Source organism: Gemmatimonadota bacterium (assembly GCA_022560615.1).
In the GTDB taxonomy this organism is placed as follows: Bacteria; Gemmatimonadota; Gemmatimonadetes; order Longimicrobiales; family Gaopeijiaceae; genus UBA1138.
In genome coordinates, this window is the sequence record JADFSR010000041.1 from 18163 (window position 1) to 33439 (window position 15277).

The window sequence follows — 15277 nt, forward strand, 5'->3', positions numbered from 1 at the left end:
GATGAATCAATTCAGCCTCAAACTTCAACAGAGTGTGCAGCTCCGGCAGGAGTTGCGGATCAACCCACGCCTATATCAGGCGATGGAGTTGCTGTACATGCCCATGCTGGATCTCGAGCAACACCTGAAGCAGGAGGTTGCCGAGAACCCTCTGCTGGAGATGGAGGAAGCGGAGGTCGAGCAGGAAGTCGAGCTCAAGGAAGACACCGCCGACGAACCCACGGACGACGACGAAATCGACTGGGAGGAAATCCTTCTCGACGGATTCGACGTCGGAGGTCGGCGCGCGCAGTACGAACACACTGAACACTTCGAGCGTACGCCGGTCGCCGCGCGCGACCTGCACGATCATCTGCAGGACCAGCTGCGTTTGCATTCGCTGTCGGAACGAGAGGTCCGGATGGGTGAGGAAATCGTCGGAAACATCAACGACGACGGGATGCTCGCGTGTGGGCTCGAGGAGGCGGTGAGCGGTGTGAACGGCTGGCTCGCGGAGGTGCGGCCCACGGCGATCGCTACCGCGGAGTCGATCGATGACGAGGCTGTGCGCGCCGCCGAGCTCGAGGAGATCGCGGCGCTCTTCAGGCCGTACGTCATCGGGGAAGCCGAGGCGATGCTCGAGGTCATCCAAGGCTTCGACCCGCCGGGGATCGGAGCTCGGGACGTGCGCGAGTCGATCCTCATCCAGCTCAGGATGCGTGACGAAGAGGGTGAGCTCACGTATGTGATCGTGCGGGACCACTTCGACGCGCTCTTCAACCATCGCTGGACGGAACTCGCCAAGGAGCTCGGCGTCCAGCCGATCGAGGTGCAGGACGCCGCTGACGCGATCAGCCATCTCGATCCCAAGCCAGGACTCAAGTATTCCGCGGAACCGGAACAGTATGTCATCCCCGATCTCATCGTCGAGGAGATCGACGGTGAGTATCTGGTCTTCGCCAACGACACGAGCTTGCCCAGGCTGCGCATATCACAGAGCTACCGGGAGATCGCCCGGGACAAGAAGTTCACAGGCGAAAACAAGGAGTTCATCTCCAGCAGGCTGAATTCGGCCCAGTGGATGATTCAGGCGATCGAGCAGCGGCGTCAGACCATGCTCAAGGTCATGAACTTCATTGTGGACCGTCAGCGCGACTTCTTCAAGCGAGGAGTGCAGCACCTCAGGCCGCTCACGCTGCGCGAGGTCGCCGATTACATCGAGATGCACGAGTCGACTGTGTCGCGGGTAACGAACAAGAAGTACGTGCAGACGCCGCGCGGAGTTTATTCACTCAAGTACTTCTTCTCGAGCGGTCTCTCGACCACGAGCGGCGAGGACATCTCGGCGCGCGGCGTGAAGGACAAGATCAAGAGCCTCGTCGCGGACGAGGACACCGGCAAGCCGCTCACCGATCAGGCGATCGTGAAGTCGCTCATGGTCGACGGCGTGAAGATCGCTCGCCGTACGGTGGCCAAGTACCGGGACCAACTCGGGATCCTGCCCGCCCGCATGCGCAAGCGCGTATGAGCAAGAGCGACTTCGCCGTAATCGTCCCCGCCTTCAACGAAGCACCCGTCATCAAGGAGCTGGTGCGGGAGCTCAGGGAGGCGTTCGAGCGCCATGGGCTCGATGGTGAGGTCGTGCTCGTCGACGACGGTTCCACGGATGATACCGCCTCGCTCGCACGTGAAGAGGCAGACGGGTGGGGAGCTTTCAAAATCGTCCAGCACAAGACGAACCAGGGAAAGACCGAGGCGATGATCACTGGAGCGGCCTCGACCGAGAAAAGCTATCTCGTGCTTTTCGACGCGGACCTGCAGCACTCTCCGGACGAGATCCCCCGCTTCCTCGAGCGACTCGCGGACGGGTTCGATATCGTGACGGGGCGCAAGATCGGAGGGTACAACAAGAGGGCGGTCTCCACGGTCTACAACCGGATCTCGCGCCGGGTCTTCGACGTGCCGGTCTCCGATCTCAACTCGATGAAGGCGTTCCACCGAAGCGTGCTCGACGGGCTCACACTGCGCCACGACTGGCACCGCTTCTTCGTCGTGCTCGCGCACGCCCGCGGTGCGACCGTAAGCGAGATCGACATCGAGCTGCACCCCAGACGGGCAGGGAAGTCCAAGTTCACCGGGCCGTTTCGAATCATCGTCGGATTGCTCGACCTGGTTTCCGTGGGCTTCCTGCTGATGTTCTCGCGGAAGCCGCTGCTGCTCTTCGGCGTAACCGGGATGCTCTTGGCCGGACTGGGAGTTCTCGTCGCGGGGGTGGCGATCTACCTGCGCTTCGTGCACCCAATGGTGGGGTTCGACCCGTACATCCCGCCCATGGGGTACCGGCCACTTCTGTATCTGGTGATGCTGTTCGAGACGCTCGGCTTCCTGCTCGTAGGCTTCGGGCTCGTCTCGGAGCAAATCGCGCAGGTGAGGGACGAGCTCGACGCGCTGAAGAAGAATGGACGACTGACTTGAGTGAGAAGGTCGGGGTGCCCCGTCGAGTCCTCGTCGTGGTGGGGACTCGACCCGAGGCGATCAAGATGGCCCCGGTCGTCGACGCACTGCGCGATCACAGCGCCGACGTCGAGACGCGTGTGGTGCTCACGGGCCAACACACGCAACTCGTCGACCAGGTCGTGCAGGCGCTCCGACTGGACCCCGACTACGACTTGGGCATCATGAAAGAGGGCCAGACCCTCTACGACGTGGTTCAGGGCGCGCTCGAAGGCCTGCGTGGCGTCGTGCAAGAGTTCAGACCCGATGCGTTGCTCGTGCAGGGCGACACCGCCACGGTGTTCACCGGGTCGCTCGTGGGCTTCTTCGAGCGGGTGAAGGTCGGGCACGTCGAGGCCGGCCTGCGCAGCCACGACAAGTGGGCTCCGTTCCCCGAGGAGATCTTCCGGCGCCTTACGGATGTGGTCTCCGACTACTGCTTCGCGCCGACGGCGCACGCCAAGCGCGCTCTGCTCGCCGAAAAAGTGCCTGCGGAGCACGTGTACGTGACCGGCAATACCGTCGTCGACGCGCTCATGAGCGTGGCCGACCAACAGAGACCCGTTGAGAACGAGGTCTTGCGCGCGGCGATTCAGGGTGAGCGCAGGCTCGTGCTGCTGACTGCGCATCGGCGTGAATCGTTCGGTGCACCGATCCGCGAGCTGTTCGGCGCGGTGCGCGCGCTCGCGGATGAGATCGACGACATCGAGATCGTGTATCCGGTGCATCCGAACCCCAGCATCCTCGAACCTGCGCGCGAACTGCTCACGGACCATGAGCGCATCCACCTCATCGACCCGCTTGGCTATCTCGACCTGGTCGCCGCACTCGCGTCGGCGGCGCTCGTCCTGACCGACTCGGGCGGTATCCAGGAGGAGGCTCCCACCTTCGGTGTGCCCGTTCTGGTATTGCGCGAGGTGACGGAGCGCCCAGAGGGTATCGAGGCGGGGGTGGCCGAACTCGTGGGCACGAACCGGAAGCTGATCCTGGAGCGCAGTCGGGCGGCACTCGCTCGCTCGGCGTCGGACGTACCGGCTACCAACCCGTACGGGGACGGTAGAGCCGGCGCGCGCATCGCGGACATCGTGGTTTCCGACCTGCTCGGGCGTCCGCGCGCCATGGAGGACTGGGGCGCGTGAACATCCTCATGCACTGCGTCTACTTTCCTCCGGAGGTCGGCGGCCTCGAGAGCCACGTCTACTACCTGTGCCAGGCACTGGCCCAACGTGGACACGAAGTGGACATGGTGACGTCTCGTTCTCAGCCAGGACTACCCTATCATGAGATCATGGGCGGCGTTCGAGTGTGGCGAACCTGGATGCCCGCGCGCAATGCGCCTGGCTGGGCAGCCCACGCCTTCTTCTCGATGCCGCGTTTCGGTGCCCTCGCTCGCTCGGCCGACGTCTTGCACGCCCAGGACATCGCGTCGGTTCTTCCGTGCATGGTCGCGCAACGGGTAGGCAAGGCACCGATCGTCACTACGTACCACACGAGTCACTTCCTCAAGCGAGCCGAGTCGCGCTTTTGGCGTCCGATCTTCAAGCGCTTTCTGGAGGCTGCGGACCACAACCTTGCCGCGAGTGTTGAGATCGCCTCAGTGGGCGAGGGCATTGCGCCCGGCGTCCGCGTCGAGGCGCTCACCAACGGAGTCGAAACGTCGTTCTTTCGGCGTGTCGAGCCGACGCTCTCTGCGCTCCCGGACGGGCGCGCGCGCCTGATCGTACCGCGCAGGCTCTTCCACAAGAACGGCGTCGAGTACTTCGTGCGCGCGATGCCGCTCATCACGAGCGAGGTCGACGCAGAGGCGGTGCTCGTGGGAAACGGACCGGAACGGCAGAAGCTCGAGGCCCTGGCCGCTGAACTCGGGGTCGCCGACCGCGTGACCTTCCTGGGCGCGCGCGCCAACCAGGAGATGCCCGGCCTTCTTTCGTCCGGCGACCTGGCGATCTTTCCATCGCTGATGGAGGCGACCTCGATCGCGGCGCTAGAGGCGATGTCGTGCGAGCTGCCGGTCGCCGCGTCGAGGGTCGGAGGCTTACCCGAAATCGTCAGTAGCTCGGTGGGTGGGCTCTTCGAGCCCGCGGATCCCGCGTCTCTCGCGGCGAAGGTGATCGAGCTGCTGCGCGGCGGTCAGCTCCGCGGCTTGGGCGCCGAAGCGCGAAGGCGAGTCGTGGACAGGTGGAGCAACGCCCGCCTCGTCGACCGGCATCTCGATATCTACGAGGAGCTCGTGGCGCGCCGCCACGCCGCGTAGCGGGGCAGAGATGGCGAAGAAGCGACGGAAAGACCGGGACGCCCAGGTACCTTCCGTCCCGAGGTGGCTGCCGCCCACGCTCTTCGTCGGTCTGACCCTGCTGCTCTTTCGCGAGTTCGTGTTCGGCGACCAGATGCTGTACGGCGCGGACACCTTGCTGGGGATGGGTTATGTCGTACGGGAGCTCTACGCCGAGTCGATCCGTACCTTCGGTGCACTTCCGCGATGGGCGCCCGATATCCTGGGCGGCACGCCGTTCCTGGAAGCGCTTTCCGCAGGCGACTCGTTCTACCCTCCGTCGCTGTTCCTACTCCTGGTCATGGAGCCATTCCGGGCCCTCGGCTGGAAGCTGGTCATCCACGTCGCGGCTGCAGGCTTCTTCATGTTCGCTTGGGTGCGCTCGATCGGAGCGTCCCGACCGGCCGCGCTCGTCGCGGGTGTGGGCTACATGCTCGCGCCGTTCTTCGTGAGCCTCGTGCACCCTGGTCACGACGGGAAGATCTTCGTCACTGCGCTGACGCCGTTGCTCTTCTGGGCGGTCGAGCGTCACTTCGTGGCTCCGCGAGTGGCGGCATTCTGCTCGATGGCGCTCATCATCGGGCTGGTCATCTCGACGACCCACTTCCAGATGGCGTACTTCCTATTCGGAGCTGTGGGTCTGTACGGGATCTTCCGGTCGGTACAGATCGCGCGCACGCGCGTCGCGGATGCCGAGGAGGAGCCCACAGTGGCGCACGGCGCGTCCGGTCCACGCACGGCGGGCGTCCGCTTCGCCCTCTTCTTGGCGGCGTCGCTCACCGGCGCTGGAATCGCAGGCTTCCAGTTCTTCCCCGCCTTCGACTACGTAACCGACTACTCGCGGCGAATTCAGACCTCTCGAGAGGCCGCAGGAGAATCTGGAGTCGCGTGGTCCAGCTCGTGGTCTCTCCATCCCGAGGAAGCGATGGCGATGGTGATCCCCGAATTCGCGGGGAACAACGCGGGAGGTTCGGCTGACTGGGCGCAAAACACGTACTGGGGCCGGAACCTCTTCAAGGACAACCACGAGTACGCCGGTCTCGTGCTGCTTCTGCTCGCCGCTGTCTCCTTCGTGGGCGGTGCGCGGTCGGGACTGCGCTGGTTCTTCACGGGCCTGGGAGCACTCGCGTTCCTGTTCGCACTGGGGGCCCATACGCCTATTTGGCGGCTCTTCTACGAGCTTGTGCCAGGCATCCGCCTGTTCCGAGCTCCGTCCCAGGTCATGTTCCTGTTCGGTTTCGGCGCCGCGACTCTGGCCGCTCTCGGTGTGGACCGGATTCTCGGGGCCGCTCGGGAGGACGACGACGAGGGCTGGCGCAGTATCATGCGCGTGCTCTGGGGCGCCGCCGGGGTGCTCGGAGTTGTCGCGCTGCTGGCGGCCTCGGGAGTCCTGACGTCCTTGTGGACCTCGACTGTCTACGCGGACGTCGATCCGGGCCGCCTCCAGCTCATGGAGAGCCAGCTCCGACCCTTCATCGGGCAGGGCGCGTTCATCGCGTTCTTTTTGGCTCTTGCGCTCGCCGGGCTGACCTGGGCTGTCCGCGGCGCCTACCTGGCCCCGAAGGCGCTGCTGGCGGGACTCGTGCTGCTCGTCGTGGCAGACGAACTGCGCGTATCGAACACGTTCATCCAGCCGTTCGACTTCAAGACATGGTCGGCGCCGGATGCCAACATTCAGGCGATCCTGAACCAGGAAGAGGGCAGCGACGAGCCCTATCGGCTCTTTTCGTTTCGCAGGTCTGGGCAGGACGTGATCCCGGCACTCCACGGCATCGAGCTCGTCGCGGGGAATCACCCCAACGACCTGTCCCGCTACCGTGAGTTGATCGGGATGGTGGGGTCGGGCACGCCCGAGAATCTCTTCAACCCGAACATCCGCCGGCTGCTCAACGTGAAGTACTGGCTGTGGCCGGATTACGAGCTCGGGCAGTCCATCGAGGGGCGTATTTTCTCGCGGACACAGCTCAGCGACGGTCGACCCTACGAGACAGTCTTCATCGAGGAAGGCCTACCACGCGCTCGCCTGGTGGGCAGCGCGGTGATCAAGTCGGACGAAGAAGCAGTCCCGTACATGCTTTCGCCCGACTTCGACCCCGAGGCCGAGGTGGTATTGACCGAAGCCCCGCCGCTGGCGCTCCGAGGCGGGCCCGTGGCAGGCACCGTGACGTGGCTGGAGCGAACCCCAAACCGGCTCCGGCTCTCGGTCACTACGCAGCAGCCCGCGCTGCTCGTGGTCTCCGACAACTGGTTCCCGGCCTGGCGAGCGACCGTGAACGGCGCCGAACAGCCGGTCCTACGCGCGTATCACAGCCTGCGCGCCGTGCCGATCCCGACGGGTGAGCACACCGTCGAGATGGTATACGAATCCGCATTGGTCCGCACCAGCATCTGGATTAGCCTGGTGCTCTTCCTGGCGGTCGTGGCGGCCGCCGGCTTCGATCTCTGGCGCGGGCGCCGGAGAAGGGAGGCTCACTGAAGACCTGGCTGATCCGAATCGGGCAGCTCGCCCTTACGATCCTGGTGACGTGGTTCATCGTGGACCGGGTGGGGCTGGACTGGACCGAATTCCAGGATCTCGATCCGGCGGCGTGGCAGCCGAATCTGCTGCTGTTAGGGGCGGCATGCGCTCTACTGCTCATCGCGATGTTCATGAACGCCGTGCTTTGGGCCCGGGTCGTCGCTGATCTCGGTGGTGCGCGCATTCCGCCGATCGAGGCCATCCAACTGTTCATGATCGCGAACCTCGGCCGCTACGTGCCCGGGAAAGTGTGGCAAATCGCCGGGCTCGCCGCGCTCGCGCGGGGAAAGGGTGTGGGACCTGTCACGGCGACCGGTGCGGCGGTGCTCGGCCAAGGGCTGTCGCTGCTCGCGGCGACCGCAGTGGGGCTGGGCGCGTTGCTCACCGGACCCGAGCGTCTGCGTCCTTGGGGGCTCTTCGCCGCCGGCCTCCTCGTGCTCGTCACCATCGTCATCGCGACCCCTACCAGCTTCCGGTGGGGCGCCCGGCTCTGGTTCCGTGTGGCGCGCGCGGAGACGCCCCAGCAGTTGGACTCGGTTCACGGGCTACAGTGGCTCGCACTCTACGCGCTCAATTGGGTACTCTTGGCGTTGTCGTTTTGGGTGCTCGTCGTCAGCTTCGGTGTCTCCGCCGGGATCGTACCCGCCGCATCCGCCTTCGCGGCCGCGTACGTCATCGGTTACCTGTTCATCCCGGCCCCGGCGGGCGTCGGGGTACGCGAGGGATTCCTGGTGGCATTCTTGACTCCGCACGTAGGTGTCGGCCCGGCCGGCGCGCTCGCCGTCATTGCACGGGTCTGGACCACGGTCGTGGAGCTCGTTCCCGCCGCGGTGTTCTGGGTGCGTCACGTCGCAGCTAACGGAACAGGGAAGGACGCCAGCGATGAGTGAGGGACGTAGCGAGCGCTTCCTCGTCATCGTGCCGACGTACAACGAGAAGGAAAACCTTCCCCGGAAGATCCCGAAGATTCTCGAGCAGGACGAGCGCATCGATGTGCTCGTCGTCGATGACGCTTCGCCGGACGGCACCGGTAGGCTCGCCGACGAGATCGCTACCCAGGACCCCCGCGTGCATGTCATGCACCGCCCCTTGAAAGACGGTTTGGGGAAGGCGTATCTCGCAGGCTTCGCTTGGGCGCTCGAGAGGGAATACGAGCTGATCTTCGAGATGGACGCCGATATCTCGCACCCTCCCGAGGCGCTGCCTTCGCTGATCGCCGCGGCCGAGGATCACGACTTCGTCATCGGCTCGAGGTACGTCGACGGTAAGGTCACGGTCTCCAACTGGCCGATGAGCCGACTCCTCGTGAGCTACTTCGGTTCGTGGTACGCGCGCACCATCACCAGAATGCCTATCCGAGACGCGACCGGCGGCTTCAACTGCTGGCACCGCAGGGTGCTCGAGAGGGTCAGGCTCGATCGGGTGCGCTCGAACGGTTACGCATTCCAGATCGAGCTGAAATTCCGCGCCTGGTGCAGGGGGTTCTCGTTCACAGAAGTCCCCATCCTCTTCACGGAGCGGGATAGCGGTGAGTCCAAGATGTCGAAACGGATCGTCCGCGAAGCCGTGTGGCGCGTCTGGTGGCTCAAGTTCCAGCAGATTTTTCGACGCCTGTGACGAGCGAATCCCGCATCGGGAAGGAGTTCTACGACTCCAGCGACTACTTCGAAGAGGGCGCGGATCACCTCATCGACACCGAGAGTCGCTTCCAGCGGTACCGCGTGCAGAAGGTCCTCTCGATCCACGACCCGACACCGACCGACCGCGTGGTCGATCTCGGCTGCGGATGGGGCACTTTCTGCTTCGAGCTCGCCGACCGGGTCGGGGAGGTCGTTGGCGTCGACTTCAGCGAGAAGAGCATCGAGATCTGCAACCGGCGACTCGAGTCCGACCCGCACGACAAGCTGCGTTTCGTGTGCGCCGACGGGCGCGAAACCGGCCTCGAGGGCGCGGCGTACGACGTGGTCATCGCCGCGGACCTCTTCGAGCACTTGTATCCGGACGACTCCGAGCGCGTGTCGAAGGAGGCGTATCGGCTTCTCAAGCCTGGCGGCCGCTTCAGCACCTGGACCCCGCACCGCGGTCATTTTCTGGAAGCGCTCAAGAACCGCGATATCGTGCTCAAGCGGGACGTGAGCCATGTGGACTACAAGTCGATGGAGCGCATGAGGGCGTTGCTCACCAACCAGGGCTTCGAGATCGAGCGCGCGTACTACGCGGAATCCCATCTGCCCGGCCTGAACGTCGCCGAACGCCTCCTTCAGAGCTTCGTCCCGTTTCTGAGGCGCCGCATCGCGGTGCTCGGCCGGAAGCCAGGAGGGTAGGGGATGGCGTGGGAGATCGAGCGCCGATTCCTCGTTCGCGTTGCCGACGCGCTCTGGTACACGCTCGGCGACGGGCACCACTACCGCCAAGGGTACATCCGGAACGGCGAGCCCTCGGTCCGCATCCGGACCGGTGAGCCGAGGGGCGCCGTCCTCACGTGCAAGATCGGCTCGGGCATCCGTCGAGAGGAGGTGGAGACGATCGTGCCACCCGAGATGGCCGTCCGGCTTCTGGAGGCTGCGGAGGACCGAATCGTCGAGAAGATTCGCTGGAAGATCGGCCCCTGGGAGCTCGATCGTTTCCTCGGCGCTCTCGACGGCTTGGCCCTCATGGAGATCGAGCTCGAGGCCGAGAGCGATCCGTTGCCGGATCCTCCAGACGGAGTCCAGATTCTCCGTGAGGTTACGGACGATAACCGCTTTGTCAGTGGGCACTTAGCGCGCCTCAAACCTAAGAAGCAGCGCAAGCTCGTCAAGAAAGCCTACAAGGAAGTGAAAGGATGGACAGGACTCAGCGACTAGTGCTCGCGTCGGCCGTGTTGGCCGCGACCTCGTGCACCATGATCGGGTCTCCCGAGCTGTCGGGCCCCAGGGTGCGGTCCTCGGATGCGGATGTTGCGGCCCTTGAGGCCATTCCGGACCCGATCCCGAAGGTGGAGCCGCCCAGCCGGACTGGGAACATGGCCCAATACCTACAGTCGGGCAGTACGTACCTGGTTCTCGATACCTCAGAGGGATACGACGAACGAGGGGTGGCCTCGTGGTACGGTGAACCGTTCCACGGGCGGCCGACGAGTAGCGGCGAGACGTATGACATGTACGGGATGACGGCGGCGCACCGAACTCTGCCGCTCCCGAGCTACGTCGAGGTCACCAATCTCGCGAACGGACGAAGCGTGGTTCTGAGGGTGACCGACCGGGGCCCGTTCCACGACCCAGGGCGCCGTATCATCGACGTTACCTACACGGCCGCCGTCAAGCTGGGCATGGTGGGCACAGGAACGGCCGCCGTTCGCGTGAGATCCCTGGAGCCGTACCAGACGCGAAGGGCCAACTAGAACTAGAACTAGAGGGGAAGCAGGCGGACCGGGGCCAAGAGCCGGCTCGAAGTCAACCTGTCTTGGACGAAGGTAACATAATACATATTATACGAAGTAAATTGAGGGAGCCTCAGGGTTGCACGTACTCGACATTGACCAGTTTCGACCCATCCCTCACGTTGTCCCGACCCTGAGGAGAACGACCATGAGAATGTTGAAGCGAGCCAAAACTGCCGCGACGCTGACGGTGTTCTGCCTGGCTGTCCCGGTCCACGCACAGAGCAGCGCTTCCGTCATCCCGGATGTGGTCTACGGCCATAAGGACGGGATGGCTCTGACCTTTGACGTCTTCACGCCGCCTGGCGAGCCCAACGGCGTGGGGATCCTCAACATGGTGAGCGGCGGCTGGGTCTCGCGGTGGACGCCTCCAGACCAAGCCCGGGCGAGGTTCGAGGCGCTCTTGGACCAGGGGTTTACGGTCTTCGCCGTCCGTCACGGGAGCAGCCCGAGGTTCAACGTGCCAGAAGCGTACGCCGACGTGCGTCGCGCGGTGCGGTTCGTGCGTCTCCACGCGTCGACCTATGGAATCGACCCGGACCGCCTGGGCGTCTACGGAGGCAGTGCCGGCGGCCATCTCTCCCTCATGCTGGGTCTGGCCGCAGACGAAGGTGACCCCAACGCGACCGACGAAGTGCTGCGTGTCAGCAGTCGCGTCGCAGCGGTCGTCGCATACTACCCCCCTGTGGATCTGCGTCAGCGGGCAAGCCCGAGCAAAAGCTTTCCGGCCACGCTCCCGGAGAGTGGGCTATTCTTTGCGCGCGGGGTCGTTGTGCCCGGAGCAGCAGACCGCTTCGTCGCGCTCGATTTCGAAGACGCACTCGGCGCTTCGGTGTCGCCGATCTTGCACGTGTCAGCCGACGATCCGCCGACCTTGTTGGTGCACGGAGACGCCGACGCGCTCGTCGATCTCAACAATAGCGAGCTGATCCACTCGTCCCTGGCCAGCAAGGGCGTTGATACCTACTAGCGTGCGCGCGGAGCGCGAGCACGCGGCTGTGCGCTCCGCTTATTGAGGGAGGTTAGTGAGTGAACCGGTCCATCCTCATCGTCGACGACGATTCCCGAATTCGCACGTCCCTCGCGGAGGTGCTCGAGGACGGGACCACCAACGTGCGCACCGCCGAGCATGCCGAGGCTGCGCTGTCCCTACTGGCGGACTCCCCTGCCGACGTCGTGCTGACGGACGTTCGAATGCCGGGAATCGGAGGACTCGAGTTGCTCAACCTGCTCAAGGAACGAAGTCCAGACACCGCCGTGATCTTGATGACGGCGTACCAAGACTTGCCGACGGTGGCGACGGCGATGCGCGAGGGCGCCGTGGACTTCCTCGTCAAGCCGCTGGACCTGCATCAGCTGCGCCGCACTCTCGACAATGTTTTCGCGGACCGGCGGATCGATGCCAAGCGTGCTACTTCAACGGAGCAGCCCCCTGCCGATGGCATCTCCCTCATCGGCCGCGACCCGCAGATGGTAGAGATCTTCAAAGCGATCGGCCAAGTGGCAGGGACACCGACGAACGTGATCATCCGTGGCGAGAGCGGCACGGGCAAGGAGTTGATCGCGCGCGCGATCCACATGAACTCGGCTAATGCGTCCGCGCCGTTCGTGGCGGTCGATTGCACGGCGCTGCCCGCGACGCTCCTCGAATCGGAACTCTTCGGCCACGTGAAGGGCGCGTTTACGGGAGCGACGAGCGATCGGAAGGGGCGCTTCGCCCTGGCCGGCGACGGTACCGTCTTTCTCGATGAGATCGGGGACACCTCGCCCGAGTTTCAGGGCAAGCTCCTGCGTGTACTTCAAGAGCGGGAATTCTATCCGGTGGGCGCGGAGCGCCCGGAACGCACCAACGCCCGCGTCATTGCGGCAACGCATCGCAATCTCGAGCACCTCGTGGCGACGGACAAGTTCCGAGAAGATCTCTATTACCGCCTACGCATCGTCGAGATCGTCGTGCCGCCGCTCCGCGACCGCGGGGAGGACGTGTCGTTGCTCGCTGAGTACCTGATCTCGAAGGCGAGCGACCACCTCGGTCGCAGTCGTCCCTCCCTGTCGCCAGAGGCAATCCAGCTCCTGCTGGGCCACGCGTGGCCGGGCAACGTGCGAGAGCTGGAAAACTGTCTTACCCGCGCGGTCGTGATGACGACGGGAAGCGTGATCCGACCGGAACATCTCGGACTGGAGGGTCCCCCCTCGGGACCGGCACGTCTCACGTCCATGGCGCAGGCCGAGCGTACCCACGTGGCGGGAGTCCTGCACGCCACGGGCGGCCACAAGTCACGGGCCGCCGGGATTCTCGAGATCTCACGCTCGCGACTCGACCGTCTAATCGAAAAGCACGGCTTGGCCGACCTCATCGACAAGACACGCCACCAGACCGACGAATCCTGAACGGTGCGCTGGACGATCTCATTTCGGACCAGGATCCTGCTCGTTGTCGTGGCGGTGGCAGTCGTACCCCTCGGGCTCATCGGTCTGTGGCTCACCGGAACGGCGAGACGTTCGGGGGAGGAGTTGCTGCTGACGCGGATGAGCGACGTACTCGACGAAACCGCGACTCAGCTGCGTTCCCATTGGACCCGCAGTCGTTCGCAACTTCTCGACCTCGCCGATCACCCAGTCGTCAGGCGGTCGCTCGAACCCTCTACCTCGAGCGATGATGGGCCGTCGGCCGAGTTCACACGGCTCGTCGACTCTGTTATCGCAAGCGAGTTTCCGAGTCTGGGGGGCGAACTCATCATCGCCCGGGCCGTGTCGACCAGCGGAGAAGTACGGTGGACTTTCCCAGCGGGGTTCGATCCGCGCAACCGGAACCGGTCCGGCGTCGCGGTGTCAGCCGCGGTTCACGAATCGGTGTTCGGGAATAGACTCGGGACCATTGAGGCACGCATCGAGACGAGTGCGCTTTGGGGCGAATTGGGACCGAGCGCCGGAACGGGCATAGTGGTCGGTATGTTCGACGGCGCCACCGGGGCGTCACTGCTCCCGCTTCTCTTCGATCCCTTGCTGCTTGGCAACAGCGGATTCGTCTGGGGCGGCGAGGACTGGCTCACTCACCGAATGCGCCTCGCAAATCCATCCGTCGAATTGGTGGCGGCGGCGCCCCTCACACCATTCGTCGAGCCTTTCCAGGCGGCCGCCAGCCGAGGCGCCGGCTTGTTGTTGATCGTCGCGGTGGCCGGACTGGCTCTGGCGGCATTGCTGGTCCGTCGTATGACCCAGTCCCTGGAACGGCTGGCCCACGCGGCCGACGCCGTCTCCCGTGGTGATCTCGAGCAGCAGCTCGCGCACGAACGTGATGACGAAGTCGGGCGTGTCGTGCGGGCTTTCAACACCATGACCGAGAGCCTGAGACGCACGCTCAAGAAACTCGCCGACCGAGAAGCGCTGGCGGCCGTGGGTGAGTTCGCCGCGACCCTGGCCCACGAGGTTCGGAATCCCCTGACGGCTATCCGCATAGATCTGCAGCGTGTCGAGGAGGGGCTTCCCGAGGATTCTCCGCTTCGAGCACCCCAGGGTCGAGCCCTCGAGGAGATCGAGCGCCTCGATGCGACCGTCGGAGCCGCGCTCGACGTCGCCCGGACGGAGTCGGTCGACACCGCAACCGTAGATGTCCTGGTTTCACTCACGGCAGCCATACACGCCTCGACGCCGGCATTCGAAGAGCGTGGCGGCGTTTTGCACGAACCCAGTCAGAGCGGGCCGATCCACATCAAAGGAGACCTCGGCGCGCTCGAGCAACTCTTTCTCAACCTGCTGCTCAACGCTGCCCAGGCGCTCGATTCGGGCGGCGGCGCGCGCGTCACGATCGCGCTCGAGGAAGGCACGGTAGTGGTCACCATTCGGGACGATGGGCGAGGCATGACACCCGCTCGGCTGGAGCGTGTGTTCGAGCCCCTCTTCACCACTCGTGCCGGGGGCACGGGCCTCGGGCTCACCATCGCACTGCGGATCGCGTCGGCCCACGGGGGAAGCATCCGGCTGACCAGCGAGCCGGACCGAGGCACCACTGTCGAGGTACGCCTTCCGCTCCTTGCCCTGTAGCGGTCAGCGACGGGATTGTAGCGAGTCGCTACAAACTGGCACTAGACCTCGATCGTTCGCGATGCCGTAACCACCCACGGCGGGTGGAGTTGTGAGTTCGAGTCCTCCGCGGCACACGGCTTGTAAAGGAACGGGCGATACGCCGACATACTGGAGCAAACCATGACCAGAATCACCCCGTACCTCGCCCTCGCCCTCCTCGGATTGACCGGCTGCAATACGGGCTCTGTGCAGGACGCGTCAGCGCAACAAATTCCCTCGACCCTGAGGAGCGACTCCGACCTGCGACCCGCGGGCGGCCCGCAGCAGGCGTACGAGCTGCGCCGAGTGTGGAGTGGGTCCTACTTCAATTTCTACTTCAACGAAGCGTCACCGGATGGTCGCTACATCTCGGAGATCAACTATCCAACCGGCGATCTGGCAGTGAGGGATTTGATGACGGGCGAGTTGGTGCTGGTGACGAACCACGGAGCTGACGGGGATCGCGGGCTCGCCTATGGATCGGTGTTCTCGCCGGATGGGAAGCGATTGGCGTATCACTGGATAGGGG

At 64.5% G+C, this 15277-nt stretch carries 14 protein-coding genes; all 14 read left to right on the top strand.

Annotated elements, in window-relative coordinates; all coding sequences use genetic code 11:
• Position 1 precedes the first annotated feature (1 nt).
• The gene (gene rpoN / locus IIB36_17065; protein ID MCH7533449.1) at positions 2-1507 is read left to right on the top strand and encodes an RNA polymerase factor sigma-54; all 1506 of its coding nucleotides are present in this window, start codon (positions 2-4) and stop codon (positions 1505-1507) included.
• Positions 1504-2454: a glycosyltransferase gene (locus IIB36_17070; GenBank protein MCH7533450.1), complete on the top strand. Its 951-nt coding sequence runs from the start codon at positions 1504-1506 to the stop codon at positions 2452-2454. Before rpoN ends, IIB36_17070 begins: the two co-directional genes overlap by 4 nt.
• On the top strand, positions 2451-3611 hold the full coding sequence (gene wecB, locus IIB36_17075; GenBank protein MCH7533451.1) for a UDP-N-acetylglucosamine 2-epimerase (non-hydrolyzing): 1161 nt from the start codon (positions 2451-2453) through the stop codon (positions 3609-3611). The genes IIB36_17070 and wecB overlap by 4 nt, the downstream gene beginning before the upstream one ends.
• The gene (locus tag IIB36_17080; protein MCH7533452.1) at positions 3608-4726 is read left to right on the top strand and encodes a glycosyltransferase family 4 protein; all 1119 of its coding nucleotides are present in this window, start codon (positions 3608-3610) and stop codon (positions 4724-4726) included. Before wecB ends, IIB36_17080 begins: the two co-directional genes overlap by 4 nt.
• 10 nt (positions 4727-4736) lie before the next feature.
• Positions 4737-7220, top strand: coding sequence for a hypothetical protein (locus tag IIB36_17085; GenBank protein ID MCH7533453.1), 2484 nt, complete (start codon positions 4737-4739; stop codon positions 7218-7220).
• 44 nt (positions 7221-7264) lie between these two features.
• The gene (locus IIB36_17090) at positions 7265-8152 is read left to right on the top strand and encodes a flippase-like domain-containing protein (protein MCH7533454.1); all 888 of its coding nucleotides are present in this window, start codon (positions 7265-7267) and stop codon (positions 8150-8152) included.
• Complete coding sequence (locus IIB36_17095) at positions 8145-8879, top strand: polyprenol monophosphomannose synthase (protein MCH7533455.1); 735 nt, start codon at positions 8145-8147, stop codon at positions 8877-8879. Before IIB36_17090 ends, IIB36_17095 begins: the two co-directional genes overlap by 8 nt.
• Entirely contained in the window at positions 8876-9586 is a 711-nt protein-coding gene (locus IIB36_17100) for a class I SAM-dependent methyltransferase (protein MCH7533456.1), read from the top strand. Before IIB36_17095 ends, IIB36_17100 begins: the two co-directional genes overlap by 4 nt.
• Before the next feature lie 3 nt (positions 9587-9589).
• Positions 9590-10108 carry an adenylate cyclase gene (locus IIB36_17105; protein ID MCH7533457.1) on the top strand — a complete coding sequence of 173 codons (519 nt, stop codon included), beginning with the start codon at positions 9590-9592 and terminating at the stop codon, positions 10106-10108.
• Between the two features lie 38 nt (positions 10109-10146).
• Positions 10147-10644 carry a septal ring lytic transglycosylase RlpA family protein gene (locus IIB36_17110; GenBank protein MCH7533458.1) on the top strand — a complete coding sequence of 166 codons (498 nt, stop codon included), beginning with the start codon at positions 10147-10149 and terminating at the stop codon, positions 10642-10644.
• Positions 10645-10837: 193 nt separating this feature from the next.
• Entirely contained in the window at positions 10838-11653 is an 816-nt protein-coding gene (locus tag IIB36_17115) for an alpha/beta hydrolase (GenBank protein ID MCH7533459.1), read from the top strand.
• Positions 11654-11712: 59 nt separating this feature from the next.
• Positions 11713-13074, top strand: a complete 1362-nt coding sequence (locus IIB36_17120; GenBank protein ID MCH7533460.1) for a sigma-54-dependent Fis family transcriptional regulator — start codon at positions 11713-11715, stop codon at positions 13072-13074.
• Positions 13075-13077: 3 nt separating this feature from the next.
• Positions 13078-14727 (top strand): HAMP domain-containing protein, encoded by a 1650-nt coding sequence (locus IIB36_17125; protein MCH7533461.1) that lies wholly within the window; start codon positions 13078-13080, stop codon positions 14725-14727.
• A 162-nt stretch (positions 14728-14889) separates the two neighbouring features.
• On the top strand, positions 14890-15277 hold a 388-nt coding region (locus tag IIB36_17130; GenBank protein MCH7533462.1), incomplete at its 3' end, for a hypothetical protein.

Bases quoted from the DNA above. Each gene is read 5' to 3' on its own strand.
- IIB36_17095 (MCH7533455.1), top strand. From the start codon at position 8,145: ATGAGTGAGGGACGTAGCGAGCGCTTCCTCGTCATCGTGCCGACGTAC.
- IIB36_17070 (MCH7533450.1), top strand. From the start codon at position 1,504: ATGAGCAAGAGCGACTTCGCCGTAATCGTCCCCGCCTTCAACGAAGCA.
- IIB36_17110 (MCH7533458.1), top strand. From the start codon at position 10,147: ATGATCGGGTCTCCCGAGCTGTCGGGCCCCAGGGTGCGGTCCTCGGAT.
- rpoN (MCH7533449.1), top strand. From the start codon at position 2: ATGAATCAATTCAGCCTCAAACTTCAACAGAGTGTGCAGCTCCGGCAG.
- IIB36_17105 (MCH7533457.1), top strand. From the start codon at position 9,590: ATGGCGTGGGAGATCGAGCGCCGATTCCTCGTTCGCGTTGCCGACGCG.
- IIB36_17085 (MCH7533453.1), top strand. From the start codon at position 4,737: ATGGCGAAGAAGCGACGGAAAGACCGGGACGCCCAGGTACCTTCCGTC.
- IIB36_17115 (MCH7533459.1), top strand. From the start codon at position 10,838: ATGTTGAAGCGAGCCAAAACTGCCGCGACGCTGACGGTGTTCTGCCTG.